The sequence below is a fragment of the Lactiplantibacillus mudanjiangensis genome (genome assembly GCF_005405385.1).
Classification (GTDB): Bacteria; Bacillota; Bacilli; order Lactobacillales; family Lactobacillaceae; genus Lactiplantibacillus; species Lactiplantibacillus mudanjiangensis.
Map to the genome: position 1 here is coordinate 197,152 of NZ_BJDY01000007.1, position 21,310 is coordinate 218,461.

The 21,310-nt window shown below is 42.2% G+C and carries 16 protein-coding genes; 3 read left to right on the forward strand and 13 right to left on the reverse strand.

The annotated features are described in order from the left end of the window. Positions 1–23: 23 nt before the first annotated feature. A complete protein-coding gene (locus FFM84_RS14300; RefSeq protein ID WP_130845955.1) occupies positions 24–860 on the reverse strand; it encodes a MurR/RpiR family transcriptional regulator in 837 nt (278 codons plus the stop codon). Positions 861–1,057: 197 nt separating this feature from the next. On the opposite strand from FFM84_RS14300, the gene FFM84_RS14305 reads away from it, so the two are divergent. Both FFM84_RS14305 and FFM84_RS14310 read left to right on the forward strand, forming a co-directional pair. After that, on the forward strand, positions 1,058–1,732 hold the full coding sequence (locus tag FFM84_RS14305) for a ribose-5-phosphate isomerase A (protein WP_165444405.1): 675 nt from the start codon (positions 1,058–1,060) through the stop codon (positions 1,730–1,732). A 1-nt stretch (position 1,733) separates the two neighbouring features. Then, positions 1,734–2,714 carry a Gfo/Idh/MocA family protein gene (locus FFM84_RS14310; RefSeq protein ID WP_130845957.1) on the forward strand — a complete coding sequence of 327 codons (981 nt, stop codon included), beginning with the start codon at positions 1,734–1,736 and terminating at the stop codon, positions 2,712–2,714. A 394-nt stretch (positions 2,715–3,108) separates the two neighbouring features. Here FFM84_RS14310 and pcp read toward each other — a convergent pair whose 3' ends face one another. From pcp to FFM84_RS14335, 5 genes are all read right to left on the reverse strand, one after another. Further along, positions 3,109–3,756 (reverse strand): pyroglutamyl-peptidase I, encoded by a 648-nt coding sequence (pcp, locus tag FFM84_RS14315; RefSeq protein WP_130845958.1) that lies wholly within the window; start codon positions 3,754–3,756, stop codon positions 3,109–3,111. 16 nt (positions 3,757–3,772) lie between these two features. Then, positions 3,773–4,696 (reverse strand): DUF979 domain-containing protein, encoded by a 924-nt coding sequence (locus tag FFM84_RS14320; RefSeq protein ID WP_130845959.1) that lies wholly within the window; start codon positions 4,694–4,696, stop codon positions 3,773–3,775. Next, entirely contained in the window at positions 4,689–5,378 is a 690-nt protein-coding gene (locus FFM84_RS14325; RefSeq protein ID WP_130845960.1) for a DUF969 domain-containing protein, read from the reverse strand. The genes FFM84_RS14320 and FFM84_RS14325 overlap by 8 nt, the downstream gene beginning before the upstream one ends. A gap of 161 nt (positions 5,379–5,539) precedes the next feature. Then, positions 5,540–7,495: a sugar MFS transporter gene (locus FFM84_RS14330; protein ID WP_130845961.1), complete on the reverse strand. Its 1,956-nt coding sequence runs from the start codon at positions 7,493–7,495 to the stop codon at positions 5,540–5,542. A 23-nt stretch (positions 7,496–7,518) separates the two neighbouring features. Beyond that, on the reverse strand, positions 7,519–9,573 hold the full coding sequence (locus FFM84_RS14335; RefSeq protein ID WP_130845962.1) for a beta-galactosidase: 2,055 nt from the start codon (positions 9,571–9,573) through the stop codon (positions 7,519–7,521). Between the two features lie 283 nt (positions 9,574–9,856). Between FFM84_RS14335 and FFM84_RS14340 the strand changes: the two genes are divergently transcribed. After that, positions 9,857–10,864: a LacI family DNA-binding transcriptional regulator gene (locus FFM84_RS14340; RefSeq protein ID WP_130845963.1), complete on the forward strand. Its 1,008-nt coding sequence runs from the start codon at positions 9,857–9,859 to the stop codon at positions 10,862–10,864. A 59-nt stretch (positions 10,865–10,923) separates the two neighbouring features. Here FFM84_RS14340 and FFM84_RS14345 read toward each other — a convergent pair whose 3' ends face one another. From FFM84_RS14345 to FFM84_RS14375, 7 genes are all read right to left on the reverse strand, one after another. After that, positions 10,924–14,043 carry a LamG-like jellyroll fold domain-containing protein gene (locus FFM84_RS14345; RefSeq protein WP_130845964.1) on the reverse strand — a complete coding sequence of 1,040 codons (3,120 nt, stop codon included), beginning with the start codon at positions 14,041–14,043 and terminating at the stop codon, positions 10,924–10,926. 233 nt (positions 14,044–14,276) lie between these two features. Beyond that, entirely contained in the window at positions 14,277–15,011 is a 735-nt protein-coding gene (locus FFM84_RS14350) for a DUF4886 domain-containing protein (protein WP_130845965.1), read from the reverse strand. 10 nt (positions 15,012–15,021) lie between these two features. Next, positions 15,022–16,788: an ABC transporter ATP-binding protein gene (locus FFM84_RS14355; RefSeq protein ID WP_130845966.1), complete on the reverse strand. Its 1,767-nt coding sequence runs from the start codon at positions 16,786–16,788 to the stop codon at positions 15,022–15,024. A gap of 25 nt (positions 16,789–16,813) precedes the next feature. After that, complete coding sequence (locus FFM84_RS14360; protein WP_130845967.1) at positions 16,814–17,338, reverse strand: MarR family winged helix-turn-helix transcriptional regulator; 525 nt, start codon at positions 17,336–17,338, stop codon at positions 16,814–16,816. Between the two features lie 177 nt (positions 17,339–17,515). Then, a complete protein-coding gene (locus FFM84_RS14365; protein WP_130845968.1) occupies positions 17,516–18,457 on the reverse strand; it encodes a LacI family DNA-binding transcriptional regulator in 942 nt (313 codons plus the stop codon). A gap of 2 nt (positions 18,458–18,459) precedes the next feature. Further along, positions 18,460–19,269 (reverse strand): HAD family hydrolase, encoded by an 810-nt coding sequence (locus tag FFM84_RS14370; protein ID WP_130845969.1) that lies wholly within the window; start codon positions 19,267–19,269, stop codon positions 18,460–18,462. Positions 19,270–20,010: 741 nt separating this feature from the next. Then, the gene (locus tag FFM84_RS14375; protein ID WP_130846138.1) at positions 20,011–21,183 is read right to left on the reverse strand and encodes a pyridoxal phosphate-dependent aminotransferase; all 1,173 of its coding nucleotides are present in this window, start codon (positions 21,181–21,183) and stop codon (positions 20,011–20,013) included. Positions 21,184–21,310 lie beyond the last annotated feature (127 nt).

Below are 21,310 nucleotides of genomic sequence, written 5' to 3' on the forward strand. Positions count from 1 at the left end.
TCGAAAGTAATCACATCGTCAGTTTAAATTTTGGTATTTGAAATCAACGCTTCATGCCGCTTAATCGCCGCTAATCGTTCTTGATCATCGGCAATCAACAGTAAGAACAAGGCTTCAATAACAGTTCCCGCCGCAATCCGTGAGAAATAGTATTCGGCTTGAAACACCCGTTGACGCACTGCCGTTGTCAAATGAATATCGGCTTGTTGCGCAATCGGTGAATCTGGGCGATTGGTAATCGCAACCACCGTCACTCGTTGTTGGTGCGCCGCTTCAATTTGACTCAACAACTCTCGTGATTCACCAGAATTGGAAATAACTAACAGGACATCAACCGCCGTTAAGTTCAAGGTCTGTGCCATCGCCGTTGCCCATGATTCTGAGCCAATCGCCAAAATTCCGATTTGACTAAACTTATAAATCGCATCGCTGGCGACCGGATACGTATTTCCTTCGGCCACGACTTGTAAAACTCGGGCCTGTTTTAAGGTCGTCAACGTTTGCTGGATTAACGCCGTATCCAAATTACCTAAGCTATTCGTAATTTCGGCAATCTTGTTATCCCGAATATTTCGCAAAGACCGCTGCATGTCATCTAGATTAACTTCTTGCTCATAAGATGCGGTAGTTTCCGACACTTGAGCCAGCAAAATTTTTAATTGATGAAATCCTGCCAAACCTAATGACTTACAAAAACGCGACACTGAAGCTTCACTAACACTGGCCTTTTTAGCTAACATCGCAATCGTCCAATTAATCGCCGCAACTGGTTCATCTAAAATAACTTGAGCAACTTTTTGATCGGTCGCCGTCATTTTTGGCAATTGGCTATACACCTTATCAATGATATTTTGAGCCATGACGTCCTCCTGAAATAAAATTTCTATTAATCCGTTCAATTGGTATTTACTACCGTTTAACGTACCGGTTATCGGCAATAATGTCAATTAAATTCATGATGGTGCTTGACAAAATTATCTTTCAACGTTATTCTTTTTATGAAATTTAATTTCAAAACTAATTTCAAATTGAAATTTTTCCTCACAATATTTGGAAGGTGATTTTTATCGAAGCAGTTATTCAAACCGCTTTAAGCTTAATCAAGCCACATACCACCGTTGGCTTAGGCGGTGGTCACAATGTCCAAAACTTAGTCCAAGCACTCGCAACGAAACCGGCACTCGACTTACAAGTCGCAACACCCTCAGAATTAACCCGTCAAACTTGTCGAGCACTCGGGCTACCCGTTTTAACCGATTTGCCGGCTACAATCGATATTATGTTTGATGGTTGCGACAGCTTAGACGAAAACTGGCATGTGTTGAAAAGTCGTGGTGGTATTCATACATTAGAAAAATTATATGCACATCAAGCCAAGCGATACGTGATCTTAGCACCAGCCGAACGACTGACGCCCACTTTAAACGTCACGATCCCACTATGTTTAGAAGTCGTTGCACCGGCATTACCCGCTATCATGCAACAAGTTGAGCAACTAGGTGGTCACGCCGAACAACGCGCTGATGCCAGTGTCGCTAGCTTTAGCCGGACACCACTGGGTAACTTATTAGTGGATGCAACCTTTGAACAGGCCGATCAACTCATTACTGCAGCTGAAAAGTTGCAACCGTTAACCGGCGTGATTGCAACATCTTATTTTGACCATGAAATGACCGACTTCATTACATTTACAGATGATACACACAGTCAACATCAAAGAAAGGAACTTTAAAATGACAACTTATAACTGGGGTATGATTGGAACTGGCTGGATCGCACATGAGATGGCTGATGCTTTAAATGCCGTTAACGGTCAGATTTACGCGGTCGCTGACGTTAACGCTGAAATGTTAAACAAGTTTGCTGATGAAAAAAACATTACTAATCGTTATCAAAATCCTGACGATTTGATCGCTGATCCAAATGTCGATATTGTTTATATCGCCACACCACACACATACCACTACGACTACATCAAAAAAGCCTTGCTCGCTGGTAAACACGTCTTTTGCGAAAAGGCGATTACCGTCAATGCGCGTCAATTTGACGAAGTCCAAGCAATCGCTAAAGAAAAACACCTGATTTTAACTGAAGGCTTCACCCTTTATCACATGCCGATCTTCCAACAAGTTCAAGACTTAATTGCGGCCGGCAAGCTCGGTGACATTAAGCTGGTTCAAGTTAACTTTGGGAGTTTGAAAGACTATGATCCTAAGAATCGTTTCTTCAATAAGCAACTTGCCGGTGGCGCTTTACTTGATATTGGCGGTTATGCCACCGCTTTTGCCCGCACCTTCTTGAACTCACAACCCGATGTCACCCTAACTACAGCTAAGTATTTTGAAACTGGCGTTGATGAACAATCCGGCATTATCTTAAAGAACGATGACGAACAACTCGCTGTCATGGCTTTATCCATGCGGGCTAAACAACCAAAACGTGGGGTCGTTTCTGGGACTAAAGGCTACGTTGAAATCGACAACTATCCACGCGCTACCGAAGCCAAAATCACTTACACGGTTGACGCACACACGCAAACGACTGAAACCATTAGTGCTGGTGACGACACTAAAGCTTTACAATACGAAGTTGCTGACATGCAACGTTACATCGATCAAGGTCATGATGACGGTCAACTCGATCGTTCACATGATGTCACCCATATTCTAAACAATGTCCGCAATGCTTGGGGCATGAAATACCCATTTGATTAATCTCAAAAAAAACACCAATCGCACTGATTGGTGTTTTTATATTGCCATCACTGATTAAAATCAGCTCTACTTGCCACCTGCCGTTCGCCCACATTGAGCCGGAACGCTGTGGGCGGACTGGTCGAGCCACAGAACGGTCTCGACCATCATTTTGAACCACAAAACCCGTGTTTCAAAAATGCCGGCCTCTAAGCGATAAATCGCTAAGAGGCCCCCACGGCTGGGCTCAATATGAACTCACTCACGGCTGTAATAGCGATTATTAGATCAATCTGTATTCACAATATAGCTGGCAGAATCACTGACTGACATAGATGGCTAATTGGCCTAGCTTTCATGTCAAAAGAAAAAAGCCGTTTAAATCTAAATTAGATTTAAACGACTCGTTTTGTTTTTAAGCAATACTACCTTCAATAGTTTCAATATCTGCTTTGCCATCACGCTCAACAATCGCGGTTAACGCCGCCGTTAATCCACGAACATCATCAACTAACGACATCGCTGGTGTATTTGGCCGCGTGGTGACTTGGTCAGGTAGGAATGGAATATGAATGAACCCCGCCTTGAGTTGTGGAAATTCTTTAGCCCGCATATATTGAACTTGATACATGATGTGGTTGCAGACATACGTCCCCGCCGTAGTCGATACCGCACTTGGTAAGCCAGCGGCCCGAATTGCTCGAGCCATGGCTTTAACTGGTAATTGCGTAAAGTACGCATTGTCACCATCATCATGAATCGTGCGGTTTAAAGGTTGGAACCCGGCATTATCGGCAATCCGACCATCATCAAAGTTAATCGCCACCCGTTCTGGTGTTAGTCCAAAACGCCCACCAGCTTGACCGACATTTAACACGTAATCAGGTTGTTCCTTAACAATCGCCTCATGCACGACTTCGGCACAGCGATCAAAAACAGTCGGAATTTCAAGTTTAATAATTTCAGCGCCGGCAATTGTGTCCGGTAAACGTTTCACCGTTTCAATGGCTGGATTAATCTTATCGTCACCAAATGGATCAAAACCTGTTACTAAAATTTTCATACTGAGTAACCTCCCATTAAAATGCTAAGAAATACATCAAAAAGATTTGAATCACTAATAAAGTCAATGCAATTGGGGCTTGTTGTTTGATGACACCCATGTTGTCTTTCATTTCCATTAAGGCAACTGGCAATGAGTTAAAGTTGGCTGCCATGGGGGTCATCAACGTCCCACAATACCCAGACGTCATCCCGATGGCGGCGACCACAACCGGTGACCCACCTTGAGCCACGACGAATGGAATCCCAATCCCAGCGGTGATCACGGCAAAAGCGGCAAAACCATTCCCCATGATCATCGTGAAAATCGCCATTGCTAAACAATAGAGCACCACGCCTAATAAATGGTTGCCGACTGGGAAGACCCCTGAAATCGCCTTGGCCGTTAATTCACCAACCCCAGAAGCCGTAAAGACGGCCCCCAGCATGGCTAATAATTGTGGTAAAATTCCGGCGGTTCCCATCGAACGTACCATCCGTTCGCTATCATGATAGGCCGTCTTGGCACTTGATTTCGTCATCCAGACAGCCGTAATTAAAGCGACCACTGATGAAATCCCGATCCCAATTTGACCACCTAATGGCGTAAACTGGGCAATCACAATCGATAAGATAGCTAAGACTACACTAGGCATAAAAATCCAGCCACCTAAACGTTTGGCTGAAGTCTCGGCGATCTTTTCATCAATCCCTTTGATATTGCCTGGTTTGATCTGTTTGAGCAAGGATAAAACACCCAATAACAAGATTAACCCACCAATAACTGGGTAAGGCAATAAACGACCACCCGCGAAAATCACGGCCAAGATCACCCAGAAAAGGCCAGTCCCAATCCGCGCTGGATTCTCCTTATCACGGAAAGATTCAATCCCAGCAAATAACATAATTAATCCGATTAAGACATAGAAGACTTCCAAGAAATTCGTTATAAAATTAGTCATGGTTAGCCTCCGATTTTTGATTGCCTTTTAAATTAAATTGACGATCAAAGTGAATATTATACAAACTCGTAATGACCAACGTAATAATCGCCATTGGAATTGAATATAGGACGATACTAGTTGGTTCGATGGCATGCCCAAGCGATTTCATCGTACTAGCCATCAATAAGACCCCACCAGAAGCAACGAATAAGTTTTGGGCATAGAAGTTTCCAAAATTATCCACGGCGGCAGAGCGACCTTTGATTAAATCAACTTGTTTAGACGTTAATTTTTCATGTACACTCGCTGCAGCTTGGACCATTGGACTGATTAAAGGCCGCACAAATTGAACTTGACCAGATAACGTAATCCCAAAGGCACAGGCCACTTCCCGAATGAGCAAGTAAAGATTCAAAATACGTCCGGGTGTTAAATTTTTCAACTTTTGAATGGCATTGACGGCGGCTTCTTTCAAGCCATGTCGTTCAATGACGCCAATCATCGGCAACGTTAAGAAGAACAACGAAACCACTCGATTTTCAATAAAACTCTTACCCAACAAAGTTAACAAATCTGGCACCGAAATGCCCGCAACTAAAGCGGTTGCAACAGCTGAGACAATAACCACCGCAATCGTATCTAGTTTAAAGGCAAAACCTAAAATAATGATGGCAATCCCAATTAGCTTTAAGTATTCCATCTGAATACCCCCGTTTTCATAGTTTATCATTATAGTTTAATGAAGCTATTATTAATACATGTTTTTTATAGATTATCATGTGGGTTTCATGGCCGTCAAATATTATTGAATTGATAGACAACAAAAAACGAATCTCTTTGAATGAGATCCGTTTAATAGCATTATTTATCGCTTAACGTTACTTGCATCACTTGATCACCATGATCAATAACCTTGGATACCAATGGCGTGGCCTGAGTAATCCGACCTGGTTGGGTGAAGAACGTAATCACCACATCGTTGTACCCGCTTTGACGAATTAAATCACGATCAAAGGTTAATAATAAATCACCCGTGTGAACTTGTTGACCATCTTGATAATAAGTCGTAAAGCCTTCACCGCGTAAATTAACTGTATCAATACCGGCATGGATAATTGTTTCTAACCCTTGTTCAGAAACAATCCCAAATGTATGCTTCGTGGAGAAAGTGAACTTAATCGTCCCATCAAATGGCGCATAAATTCGACCATCACTAGGTTCAATCGCAAACCCCGTTCCTGGTAAGCCTTGTTGGTCACGACCATTATCGACTTCATCTAGTGGCAAGATTTGACCACTCACTGGTGCTAAGACGGTGGTTGTCACATCCGCCGTTACAGCTGAGGCGTCATCACTGATACTCATATCACCAGTAGCTAACTTAGCTTGTAATTCATCCACAATAATCGCATGTTGTTTTTCAGTAATTTTTACTTTAAACATAAAAATCAATAATGACAAAATCGAACAAGCTAACGGTAAGTAGAACGCTAACGTATTAAACGTGTTGATATCGTGGCTTGTCATGTCCGCCGCGGTCGCGCTCCCAGTCATCCCGGCTACTAAAGCGATCGAGCCAACAATCCCATTAGAAAATGCACCAGTAATTTTATCTAACATTGGACGAACCGCTAAAACAACGGCTTCATTACGGTTTCCATTTTTCAACTGACCATATTCAATCGAGTCAGTTAAAGATAAAACAACAACTAATTGGGCAAACGTAAAGTTAAAGAGAATCAAACCAATAATTAACAACGTCATATTCGTATGTGCGGCGATGAAAATAACATAAGATAAGATCATGCAAATTTGGCCAATCGCAAATAGCACTTTCCGTGGAATAAACCGATTCAAAATTGGATATAGTGGTGCGGTCCCAAATCCGATAACGGTGGCAACGGCCCCTGCAATCCAGAATTCACCTGGTTTACCGACAACGAACTTGAAGAGGTAAAACAGAACCCCGTTTGTGACAACATAAGCCAAAGAATACATTAAGTACGCCAAACTAATCCATAAGATTTGATCATTCTTCGCAATCCCTACAAAAACATCTTTAATGGATGTTTTTTCGTTGGCTGCTTGGCGAATCGCGTTATTTTTTTCAGTCGTCCCAAAGGCTACACATAAGGCGGATAAGACAGCAACTACCCCAACGATAATGGCAAAAGCTAACCATCCTTGTGGGCCTTGGGTATGTTTTCCCGTAGCGACAAAGGTGAAATAAGTCGTGATAGGTACGACAACCATCGTTAAACCATTCCAACCAATTGATCCGGTAAAACTTCCTAACGAGGTAAAGATTCCCCGAGCATGACTATCTTCACTAATCGCTGGTACCATGCCCCAATAAGACACATCCGCTAATGAATAAAAGATATCTAACACCACAAACAAAATCACAAAAACAATGGCAAACAAGACCCAGTTCACTTTAGCTAAACCAAAAATCCCGGTAAAAATAATGACTAGTAAAACCGAACTGACAATACTCCCAATGACTTGCCAAGGTTTAAACTTTCCCCAACGTGTCTTAGTGTTATCCACCACATTACCTAGAATCGGATCAATCACAACTTCGGCTAAACGGATCACCACAACCAATCCAGTAATCAAGCCAATCAGCTTATTCGCAATTGACGCTGGTAGCCCACTAAACATGCCGCTCGTTACATACACAATAAAGTACGTACTCAAAGCCCCATAGAATGCGGAATGCCCTAAGTTCCCTAACGCAAATGCGATGCCTTCATTGACTTGATGCCATGATAACTTCTTTTTGGTTTCGACTTGTTGCCCAACATTTTCTTCCATCTGTTTCACCCCATTAGATTTAATTATTTACTTACCGCGAATACCCGAACGCCATATGCCCCAATTAATTGCTCACCAGCGACTGGTTGATTGGCATTAAGTGCATCAGCCACCCCAGCTTTGACGGTTACGGTTGTTGGCACATGACTAAAGTTGATCACAAAGTAATAGTTAGTCGTCGCATTTTCACGAACTTGAATCGAAACCGCCGCCGTTGTCTTTGTCACAGCCAAACTTGGTTGCAACTGTAATTGCTGGACAATATGCTGATAAAAATCTGTTAAAAATGACTGTTCCGTTCGGGCTGCCAAATAATAAGCCGTGCCCCGTTCTAGCTGGTTTTCAGTCACTGCCGCACTACCGGCATAGAAGTCTTGTTCATAAGTACCCAACGTTTTGGCTGTCGTCAAGTCAAGCAAATCACTATAATCATTGACTTGATACGTCTGATTAAACGCTTTCAATTGATTATGTTGCTCTGGATAATACGTATCGGTTTCCGTTACGGTTAAGCCATAAGTCGCTTGTAAATCAGGTAACCAAGCACCTTGAATGGCTAAGAAGTTGCGATCAACCACACCAGTAATGTAAGTACCCACGAGATGTCCACCTTGGGCAACATAAGCTTTGAGTTTAGCTGCAAAAGCGTCACTCATCATGAAATGCATCGGGTCAATCACTAAGTCATAAGCCGTTAAGTCATCGGTCGTGCTGACAAATTCAACTGGAATATCATGTTCCCAGAAATATTGATAATGCGTTTGAATCGTTTGCCAATACTGTTTAGTGGCTTGGGCATAATTACGCGCGTCATCCAAGGCCCACATGTTGTCATAATCAAAGACAATCGCTACTTTAGCCGTAACTCGTTGCGTATTATGAGCCGCCTGTAATTGCTTCAAATCCTTGCCCACCGTCGTCACATCATGGAAAACTCGAGTTTGATCACTTAATTTGTTGGTGATCACCGAGCCATGAAACATTTCAGACGCGCCACGTGATTGATGTAATTGGAAGTACATGACAGAATCGGCACCATGGGCAATTTCTTGTAAACTGGCCATTTCATGCATCCCTGGTCGTTTCGCCCGATTAACTGGATGCCAGTTCACTTGGGATGGCGTGTTTTCCATAATCAAGTAATTATCATGTTTCAAACTGCGCATCATATCATTCATCAAGGCTGTTTTCATTGCCAAATGCGCACTACTTTCATAACCGTTACTCCAGTTTGGATAAGAATCCCAACTGACAATATCAACATGTTGCGCAAATTTTTGATAATTCAGGTCGTAAAAGACATGTGACTCTGGTGGATTGCCCCCCATGAAATTTGTGGTAATCGGGATATTTGGCGTTAATTCTCGTAACGGTTTAATTTCATTTTCGTAAAAATCAATCGTCCGATCAGTAACAAATCGTTTCCAATCAAGATTTAAGCCCATCACATCACTTTCACCTTGTGGCGCTGGAGCCTGAATCTGACTCCAATCAGTATAGGTATGCGCCCAAAAGTCACTCCAATAAGCATGATTCAAGTTTGCTAGGGTTTGATACTTTCGCTTAAGCCAGTTACGAAATTCAGCCTGGCAAAGCTCACAATAGCATTGGCCACCGTATTCGTTAGAGATGTGCCAAAGTACTAAGTTATCACGATCTCCATAGCGTTCTGCTAATTTTCGATTAATTGTTTGGACTTTTTCGCGGTAAATCGGTGACGTGTAGCAGTGATTGTGTCGTTCGCCAAATTGATTGCGTTGACCATTGGCTGCGACTCGCAAAACCTCCAGATATTTTTGTGCTAACCACTGTGGGCGTGCGCCACTTGGTGTTGCCAGAATGACTTTGCCATTTTGCGCAGCCGCTCGATCAAAAATATCATCGAGCCAACTAAAATCGTAATGACCTTCTGTCGGTTCTAATTTGGCCCATGAAAAAATACCAAGCGTTAAGGTATTTAATTTTGCTTCTTTAAAAAACTTAAAGTCTTGATCAATAATTGCTGGCTGATCGAGCCATTGGTCGGGATTGTAATCACCGCCATGAAGAAACTCATTTACCTTTAAGGGATTCGTCATTGCTAATCTCACTCACTTTCATATCATTAATTTCGTTGCATCGTTCTTTGATGGCTTAAGCATAGCTGATTTTTCACGGCGATGAAAGCGGTTTAATAAATTAATTACTAAAACCTAGTAAACAAAATTTAAACACATTTACTAGCATTACTTGCCTTTACTTTCGCCATTGTAAGCGTATTATTAAATTGTTGGATTTAACGTTGTTTATGTATTAGCCAATTTATTTCAACCTATCATGAGACAGTTTTTACTAAACCATTACCTGGGGAGGCCAGCAAAAATGACAACAATTCGTGAAATTGCCGCTAAAGCGGGGTATTCACCGGCAACCGTTTCACGGTTACTAAATAATGACCCCACTTTTTCAATTTCAGATACGGCTCGTAAACGAATTCTCAAAACGGCTCAAAGTCTAAATTACCAGCAACCCAATACAACGCACGGGTTAGCTTATAAGATTGCCGTGATTTTTGCGGTCGCACCACAAAAGGAATTAGAGGATATCTACTACAGTAATTTACGAAAAAGTATCGTGAAACATGGCGAACAAGCAAATTTACAGTTAACTTTTTACCATAACCTTGAAGCCGTTCCATTAGACATCGATGGCTTTATTGCTGTGGGGGAATTTTCTAAAACAAGTTTGTTAAAATTACGGCAATTGTCACCGCACAGAATCTTTGTTGACTCCAATCCGGATTCACATCATTTCAGCTCGGTTCAACCTGACTTGCAGTCCATGACTGAACGCGCAATTGATTTGTTTTGCAAAGGCCATTGCACCCCAATTGGTTTTATTGGGGGCGGTTTCTGGTCAACCAGTCAGAGTAATCATCATCATATGGACGCTCGTCAAAAATATTTCGAGAGTCATATGCGTGAATTAGGATGCTTCGATGATCGCTTTGTTTTTATCGGCAAAGACTTTTCCGTAGAAAGCGGTCGAGCTTTGGGTGAGCAAGTCATTACCTCACTTGTTGATCAACCTTTACCAAAGGGTTTTTTAGTGGCGTCAGATCCATTGGCAGTTGGCGTCTTGCAAGCCTTTAATGAGCATAAGATTACTGTTCCTGTAGATGCCGCGATTATTAGTATTAACGATATTGATATCGCCCAGTATGTTTCACCACCATTAACCACTTTTCGGATTGATACTAACGAACTTGGTCAACTGGCTATCAATGCACTGAAAGAATCGCTCATCTTTGATACTCGTGGTAAACGAACCATTTTACTAGATGCCGATTTGATCTATCGCAAGAGTTTTTCTAAACCAATTGAACATTAACTCAAAAAAAACACGAATCACCTTTTTAACGGGCGATTCGTGCTTTATTTTAGTAAAACTTATTTCGTAAAGTAGGCTTTAATCATGTGCTTGTCAGCCGTGATATATTTACCGTTCTTCAATTGGAAACGATACTTGCCCTTAACTTTCACGATTTGTTCAACCTTCAAGACAGTATCTTTCTTATAATAATGAGATACCTTCCCCATTAGACTTTCTGTCTTGTAAGATACTAAACCATAAGTGTTGATCACCTTAACTTTAACAGCTTTCTTGGTATATTCTGAAGCAGTCACATATCTGCTATTAGCTGTGATATATCCCACCTTACCATAAGTCTTGGACCACATATTGATATCCTTAACTTGATAACGCTTGCCTTGTTTTTTCACAATTTTAAATTGCGACCATTTATTCTGAGACTTAGCGTTAAATACTTTATATAAGTTTTGCTTAGTAAATCTAGTTGTCTTGTAGAAACCAATCTTCTTTTTCGCGTAAACAATTTTGCCTTTAAGTTTATCCTGTTTAGACTTTTCAGGTGTTTTAGCATCCTCATTAGCTAAATCAGATAAGATTTCTTGTCCTTTATCAGTTCCTAGCATTGCTTCCTTGATTGCCACTTTACCAGCTGATTTTGCTGATTCATTTTTCAATGTGACCTTTGCTAAAGTTCCACTAGGTTGTCGATCGAAACTAAGAGTTAATTTCAAAATGCCATTTTCAACGACTTGTCGAACCACTTTTGCACCATCTGGCAATGTGATCCGATCAAAATTTTGTCCATCTAAATCAATGCGAGTATCGACAGTTCGAATCTGACGATCACCTTGAGCCTTAAACTTCAACGCAAACTGATCAGTTGTCCGTTCAAGAGTAATTCCTTCTACTGAACGATTTTTCTTAGCTAATTCAGTTTGTGGTAAGAAAGCTGATGTATCAAAAACTTCGCCCTTCATAGAAGCTGGTTTTTTAACTTGTAATGCATTTAATACTAATGCACTAATATCGGCATTGCTACCACCTTTTAAGCGACGTCCAGCATCAACCGTTTCACCACCAAGGCCAATAAAGATATTATAGTTAGAAGCGTCATGTGTGCCAACACCACCATGATTGGTACCACTCCCGCCATGATCAGCATTAGCGATCACTAACGTATCATGAATATGGCCAGTCTTTTCTAACTTATCCATGACTTTCTTAAATAAATCATCATATCGTTTATAGTTGTTCCAATAGCCATCATTGTAAAAACCATGACCATGACCTTGATGATCCATTTGATCACTTTGCATATAAACTAAAGACGTATCTTCATACTTATCACTATCAATATAATTTGCGACATCATCAAAAGATTGCCAAGCTGCTGAGCGCCCTTTTTCTACCGCAGCATCAGGTTCAGTAATCCCATCTAAAATTGGATTCCATTCAGAGAAAGCCGCTAAACCTTGATTAGCATTATTAGCCTGTAATACTTTAAAGACCGATGGGTACTTAGCTTGTTTTTTACCGAAATCTTCAAAATATTTTTGTCCAGCTGTTGCATTTGTCAATTGATACGCCGAGTCCATATCACCCCAAGCTAAACCATGTAACATTGATGCGTAGTTTTGTCCAGAAATTGTCGGTTGTACAGCACTAGCAGTGGTACTCATAGCAAATTTATTATTGAATAAATCCATCGTATGCGTATTCTGGCGTTTCGCTAAAATTTTAGGATCAGTTGTCCAATGTGGGAATTTAGTCGTCCCATCATCATAATACATACCGTTTGGATCCCATGGATTACCACCACCATCGGTTGTTAACAAAACAACGTGCTTGTAAGGCCGGATCTCAGCTGCCTTAGCAACAGCCGCTTTACGCTTAGTAGGTGCAAGCGCAACATCACCCACACCAATGATACCGTCACCATTGTAATCGTTGACATCTTTAGCATGAATCATCACATTTTGTTCATTGACCGCATCCATGTCTACTTTAGTCACTTTGGTATCATCAATACTAGCCTTCACGTTTTTAACCGTTAGCTGGGTTTTAGTATTTTGTTTAGCTGGCTTCGCCTTCAATTGAACTCGAGCCAAACGTGTCTGACTAAATTGTTTAACTTCAGCCGACGATAATCCTGCTGTTGAAACAATGTGTAAGGTGTGATCATTTTTTTGCGTGACTTGTGTACGCTGCCCCCCACCTAATAAACTATCGGCTCCCGAATATTCAAATTTATCTGCGTCAAAAATAACATCATATTCTAATTTATTAATGTCACCTTTTTTCAATTGACGGGTATGAACATTTAAATTATACGTATGTCCAGCAACTACATCACTTGGCCCGACTAATTGAGTGTTAAAGCCTTGTTTAATCGTATCCGTTGGTGCATGAACATCAGCTAATGACATGGTACTTAACTTTTCAACGTTTTTCTTGGTTAAAACCTGATCATAAAGTTTAGCGGTCTTAATTTCACCAGTCATTCCAAATTGAAGCGCATTATTAGGACCACTATCGCCACCGATCACAAAATTATTAGCCGCACTGTTCGGTCGTTTGATTGTCCCATCATTATCGGCTTCTTTGACTAACTGACCATTAATATATAGCCGACTCTTTTTAGCCTGAGTGTCAATCACACCGACCGCATGAATCCAGGTATTATGTTTAAATTCGCCTTGTAGTTGTTGTTCATTATGTGTTTTGTCATTAGCAAAAAAAGTTAGTTTGCCATTATAAACCCCAAGGCCTAGTCCACCACCCTGTTGATTTGATAAAATATCGTGTTCGCCACTATCGGAGCCGCTGTATTTAAAGAAGGCTTCGATCGTAACGCCTTTATCAAGCTTTTTATAGAAATCAGTATCTAACGGGAGTGCATAGCCAGAGTTACCGTCAAAGGCTGTTACTTTACCATCGACATTACGATCATCCGTAATTGTTGGCTTGCCACTACCAATCGTTTTAACATCTTTAAACGCACCAGCTTTATCCACTGGACTAGCCTTCGAAAGATCAATATCCGCAAACGGTTTTACGGCTGTCGCCGGCGTTGTTGCCCGGCTTACTCGCGGTTGGTTGGCATTAGTCTTAATTGCCGCCGTTGCTGGGGCGGCCGTCGTCATTAAAATTAAGGTCGCTGAACACAGCGCAATCGTTGTCAACACTCGGGAATTCAAAATATCATCACTCCACTTTTTTATTTTGATAGCCAGCTATCTATAAAGACAAGTCTACTGAATCAATGTAAAAATCATGAAAGTGATGGGTAAACATTGTGTTCATTTTCAGAAAAAGATTGTATTATTCATGTAAAAATTTATCATATGCCAATTTTAAAAAATGAAATAACTGATCATTTACGTACCAAAAAAGCGATCAACTTCATTCAAGTTAATCGCCAATTATTCCTTTAAGTTGTCATCACTGTTTCATCAATCAATGTCGTCAGTTCAGCCTCAGACTGGGCTGTCGGTTCAAATCGATGATCACTCAAATCCAGATCCAACAACGCTTTTGCCCAAGTTGTACCAGCCGCATAACGACCATACACGAAGTCCAAATGCATACCATCACGATTCAATGAACGACCACCTTTAGCAACGTCAAATGGGGCCGTTTGACGTAACTTTTGAATAACCGTTCCTACTGGAATCACGCCAACATGAAATTCTTCCGCCAAGGCTTGATAAATCACCGTTAATTCCTGATACATCAAGAATTGATTATAATCATACTTAGCAAAAGCTTCGCGTTCACAGCCAACTTCATAAGCCCAAGTTTGTTGCAGCCATAGATGCGCTTGTGGACAATGATGCTTCAAATAGTCAAACAGTAACGCCGCATAATGACAGGCTGGGTCTTGAATTCCGGTAAAACCACTCGCTTGATGGGACACAATATCATCCCAATCCTCAGCAGCTAGTACCGCCGACAAACTTACTTTTTGCTTAGTGAACTGGCCGTTTTCTTCATATAGGTAGACTGGCGTCTCATCCTGTAAATTCGTCCAATGTTGTTCAAACGTCCCACCTGGCAAAAATAGATTAACAACTTTCGTCTCAATCCCATAACTCGCAGCGAGTTCATGTACATAATGCGTCCCATCACTGCCAAAGCTACTGCCAATACAGAGAATTTTCTGCATCTAATCACCACTATTCCTTAAACTGAATCTTCACATAATCGCGGTACAACGGTAGTTGATCCATTAACTCTTGATGCGTACCGTGCCCACTAACATGGCCATTTTCAACAAAGTAGATTTGATCTGCATCCACAATCGTACTCAAACGATGAGCAATGACGAGCGTTGTCCGCCCTTTCATCAATTCACTCAAAGCCTTTTGAACCATTGCTTCTGATTCTGAATCCAAACTGGCCGTTGCTTCGTCCAACATCAAAATCTTTGGATCACGTAAGAAAGCTCTAGCGATCGCTAACCGTTGTCGTTGACCACCACTGACCTTGACGCCACGTTCACCGACCTGCGTATCTAAGCCATCCGTCATGGCTTTAACAAATTGATCAGCCGAAGCCAATTGTAAAGCATGCCAAAGCTCATCATCACTAAAATCACGATCAAACCCATACGTTAAGTTATGACGAATTGTCCCCGCCATAATCGCCGAATCTTGACTAACGTAGCCAATTTGTGACCGCCAATCACTCAAATTCAAATCAGCCACATTTTGACCACCAATCGTGACTTGACCAGTGCTTGGTTGATAGTAACGTTCCAGTAAGCCAAAGATGGTTGATTTACCACCACCCGAAGGCCCAGCAAACGCTACAACCGTATTTGGTTTAGCTTCAAAGTTCACATCTTGCAACACGTTTTGCCCATCATCATACGCAAAGTCAACGTGTGACATTGCCAAAGTTTGGTCCGTGACTGACTGCGTGTGACCACTATCTAAAGCTTCTTCTGGTTCTTTTAACAAATCGCGTACACGCTCTGTTGACCCATTTGCCTTGGACAAAGTCGTAAAGAACTGGGCTAACGTCCCGGCTGGTCCCACAATTTGAAAGAGATACATTAAGAATGAAACCAACGTGCCCATCGTCATTGTCCCAGCAGCAACTCGAGCAGCGGCATACACTAATACGCCAACAAACAAGGCCAGCATGCCCGCCGTCATGATCGGACCCGCGACAGAATCATAGATCGCTTCTTTTAAACCAATTTGGTATAACGCTTTAATTTGCCCAAAACCGGTAGTCGTTTCGTACGCTTCAGCATTGGATGATTTTACTAATCGAATTTCGCTCAAGGTTTCATCAGTCTCGCCACTAAATTTCGCTAACGCATCTTGCCGTTGGCGGCCGACTTTACTTGATTGATTCATGATTGGTAGCATCAACAACAAGAGTAACGGTACCGCAATAAACATAAGGGCGGTCATCTTCCAGTCCATCAACAACATGATTGCTAAGGCACCAAAGAGTTGTAATAACGAGGTGATCATTTGTGGAAACGAATTGGCGAGCAAATCTTTAATTTGTGTCGTATCATTCACTAACCGCGACGTCATCTCACCGGTTTTCACATCATCAAAGTAACTTACCTTTAGTCGAACTAACTTTTGCCATAACGTTTGCCGTAAGTTAGCCACAACATTCTCACCAAAAATACCTAGCAAGGTTCCCGACAATGCACTAATCACCGCACTGGCAACGAATAAACCAATCACAGCCCACAACAGTGTTTGGTTAATCCCATGACTAAAGCCATTAATTAACGTCTGGGCAAACTTCGGGACAATTAGTTGAGCCCCGGTGGCAATCATGCCAAGGATTAACCCAATCCATAACTGCCAGTAACGGGGCTTCGTTTGTCGAATCAAATGTAAAAATCCCCGTAAATCAAACTTGCTACGCTTTGCTGACGCCGCCGAACGCGGTGCACTCATTCTACGTTCCATCTCAAATGCCTCGATCTTCTAATTTTTAAAACCAGCGCCGACCCCAGCCACCATGATGATGCATTTCACCACCACGCGGCATGAAGTCCCGTAAATCTAAATCAGCAACGCTGTGACTTAATTTCGTCAATAATCGTTGTAAATCAGCCTTATCCTCATCGGTCAACCCACTGAAAAGTTTGTCAGTCAGGTCATCGACTTTATCGTCATGATTGGCAAATAACTTTTGCCCGTTCTCACTCAACCGGACGATTACCGCCCGCTTATCACGTTCACTCGGAATTCGTTCCACTAACTCAGCATCTTCCAACCGACTAATCGTGGCACTAACTGAGCTTGGCCGAATGTCTAATAATTCGGCAATTTCCGCATTGGTTAGGCCATCTGGTGATTGCGATAACAGTTGTAACAATCGCATTTGACCACGACCGTTATTGCGCATACCGTCCATGCCAGCAATTTCACGCTGGTGCATCACCGCCATCATAAATGCCCGATTCTGCATCAATTTACCAAAGCTATTAAATAAGTCTCGACTTGAAGTTGTCATTGTTTTTTCCTCCTGTTAACTTGAATGATCATTATATTAGCACCATTGTTAGTTTAATACAACAAAAACTAACTATTTTTCTAACTAAAATCGAAATAAAATCGCACTAACCCTTACCAATGCTAGGATTTGGTGCGATAAAATTTTGTTAGTTTTTTTCATTTAGCCTAACTATCTTTATTGTTTGGCAATAAACGTAGCATCAATGGCAATATTAGTGGCCGCCCCGCTAATCGCCAATTGTAAGGCATTTTCACCGACTTTTTTGAAATAGTGATCAATCGTCGGTAAATGGGCGACTTCTCCTGAAAGTTGGTGTTCTTGGCCAATTAAAAACGGGACCGGTAAGCCTGCTTGTCGATAAGCACGGGTCACCCCAATCGCAATATCATCACTATTAGCCAAGATTGCATCGAACTGTAGCCCCCGTTTAATAAAATCAGTAGCCGCTCGTTGACCATCAGCTAACGTAATCACATCAGTGGCACAATCCTTAGTAGCTGGTTTGCTACCAAAGACGGCCCGATAGGCATCGGCAGTTGCTTGACTCGTTGCACTAACCGCAATCGGTCGACTCAACATCAAGCCAATGTGGTGATAGCCTTGCGCTTTTAAATATGCCAGCGCTTCACGATAAGTCGTTCGGCGATGCGCATACGCGGCTGGAATGCCACTCGCCCCTGGCTGTTCACAAACAACAATCGAACCATATTTCCGATAGCGTGCTAGTTGTGTTAATGGCAACCCATGCGATGTAAAGATCAATGCATCATAGGCCTTCCGACGTAATCCTTCCAAGTAATCACGCTCTAATTCGGCATCATAACGTGATGACAATAAGACCACATGATATTTAGCCGCAAAAGCTGCGGTAGTAATCCCATGAATCAACTGAGTAAAGTACGGATGATCTGAATGTGGTAAAACGACCCCAACGTTGAACGTCTTCCCGCGACTTAAATCGCGAGCCACGTCGTTAGGGACATAATCTAAGTCATCAACAACTTTTTGAATTGCGGCCCGCGTCTTTTCAGAGACATAATTTTTTTGATTAATCACTCGGGAAACGGTCGATACCGAATAACCGGAAATCCGAGCAACATCCCGAATATTAGCCATATTTAGTCCTCCTTCAAGAAATGTTGTAAGGCATAAGCCACGCCATTTTCAGCGTTAGTTTGCGTTATATAAGGACTGATTGCTTGAATATTAGGCGCGGCATTGCCCATCACGATCGGCATTCCCACTTGTTCAAACATTGGCAGATCATTTTCACTGTCCCCAATCGCGGCCAGCTCGGCTTTAGCCAACTGATATTCATCTTGAATAAAGTGGATTCCACGCGACTTTTGAGCCGCATCACTCGTAATTTCCAAATAAGTCAATCCCGACAATTTAGCACTAATATCTGGGTAATTTAACTTTTTTAGCGCCGCTGCCAACGCACTGATTAACTTAAAGTCTAACGTAATGACCGTAATTTTAAAAATCCGATTAGCAGTATCAGCCAATAGGTCATCATATTTAGTGACGGTCACTGGTTGCCCCGTCAACTGTTGCTCATGTCGGACCCCGCCATCAACCCGTTCGGTATACCATTGATCTCTGGTATAGCAACTCAAGCTTACCCCAGGAAACTCATTTTTAATAAAGTCCAATAACATCTCGGCTCGCGTATGTTTCATTGGGTGCATTTGTAATGGCACGATTTGACCTGCTTGTTGTTCATAAATTAAGCCGCCATTAAACGCAATCTGTGGGCCACTTAATTGTAACGCTTCAACAGCGGCCTGCATTTCCATTGGTGCCCGCGCTGAAACTAACGTCACCGGCAAGCCTCGTGTTTGAACCGCTTGGGCTGTCTCCGCGTTAACTTTTCCGGTTGGATCTAACAATGTCCCATCTAAATCAGCAAATAAATATTTAATCATCAATCTCCACATCCCTCAACTCGTTTTTCGATAAATCAAGCATACGTTCTCGAACGCGTTCGAGGTCAAGAAAAAGATGACAAATAACGACTTTTAGTTAGACTAACACTGTTAAATCAAGGATCTATTCTCGAACAAGCTGCACAAAAAAGAGCTTAGGTCTTATCCCAAACTCAAGTAAACAACTTATTTATCAAATAACTAAAGGTTGAAAGCTAGGTTTTAACAATAATCGTTGATATGATAAGCATTCATCGATCAAAAGTAGTCATACTTGCCACCTACCGTTCGCCCACATTGAGCCGGAACGCTGTGGGCGGACCGGTTCAGCCAAAAAGCGGTCTGAACCGTCGTTTTGAACCACTAAACCCGTGTTTCAAAAACGCCAGGCTCTAAGCGATAAATCGCTTAGAGACTCCCACGGCTGGGCTCAATGTGGGCTCACTCTCGGTTATAATAGTGATCGCTAATTAACTAGCATCCGCATGATAACTGGAGTCAGCCAGTGATGGCGCCGGCCGTGAAAACAGCGTTAGTCCGGATGGTTTTCCCGGGCTTACGATGTGGACGACTTTTGAGACTAGCGGTTCTGGCTAGGCTTAAAAGCGAGATGGAAGCCGGCACTGTGGCTGGAATCGGTCCCCACAGCCGGCAGAATCGCTGGCTGGCGTAGGTGAAAAATTTAATTCAACTTAAGTCAATGTTGCTAAGGTTTCGACCAATACATTTAGCTTTCAACCTTTAGTCAAATAAATGTAACTTCGCGATCCGTTCGCAAGCTTCGGTGAAGCGTGGTTCATCAATCAATAACCCCACACGCACATAACCTTCACCACCGTCACCAAATCCATTACCAGGCGCAACAGCTACCGCAGCTTTGTCTAATAGCAGATCCGCAAAGCTTTCACTCGTATAGCCTTCGGGTACCGGCATCCAAGCATAAAATGATCCGCCAGATGGATAAGGTTTCCAGCCAATCTTGCGCGCGGCTGTCCAAAATTGATTGCGCCGTTTTTCATACAACGCTACTAAGGAATTAACGGTGCTTTGATCACTATTTAAAGCCGCAATCGCCGCATCTTGAATAGCTGGAAAGACACTGACAAAGAGGTGATCTTGAATCAGATTAATTGCTTCGATCATATCGGCATTCCCAGCCGCAAAGCCAATACGCCAGCCGGCCATGTTGAAAGATTTCGACAATGTATACATTTCAATTCCGACATCTTTAGCTCCCGGTGTTTGTAAAAAACTTACGGGACGTTGCCCATCAAACCCAATCGCACCATATGCAAAGTCATGGACGATGCCAATTTGCTTGTCGTTAGCGAAATCAACCGTTTGTTGGAAAAATTCTGGTGTTGCCACCGCACCGGTTGGATTATTCGGATAATTCAAATAGAGTAATTTAGCAGCAGCCGCAACTTTTGGGTCAAGGTCGGCATAGTCCGGTAAGAATTGATTTTTGGCCTTTAATCGCAACAATTCGAGTTTAACTTGGGCTAGCGTAATCCCCGATAAATAGTCTGGATAACCTGGATCAGGCAAAATCATCGTATCGCCAGGGTTCAACAAGGCCAACGGTAGTTCCACTAACCCAGTCTTGCTCCCACCCAAAATGGCAATTTCTTTTTCCGGGTCTAGTTCAACCCCATATTCGCGTTGATAAAAATCAGCCGCCGCTTGTTTAAGTCGTGGTAATCCACGAAATAAAGAGTACTTATGATCAGCCGGATCGGCCGTAGCTTGTTGCATCGCCTTGACCACAAACTCGGGCGTTGGCTGATCAGGATTACCTTGGCCCAAATTAATCACATCAGCCCCTGACGCGACCTTGGCATTTACTTTTTTCACTAAATTAGCAAAAAATTGCTTCGGTAACTGTTGTAAAATTTTTGATTCTTCAAATTTCAAGTTAATGACTTCCTTTTACGATCACTTGGAACAAAGATAACGTGATACTACTAACATCACCGTCTGAACCAGCTTTTATAATGATCACTATTATGAGATTTTGATTAAACAATGTCAATAGGATTAA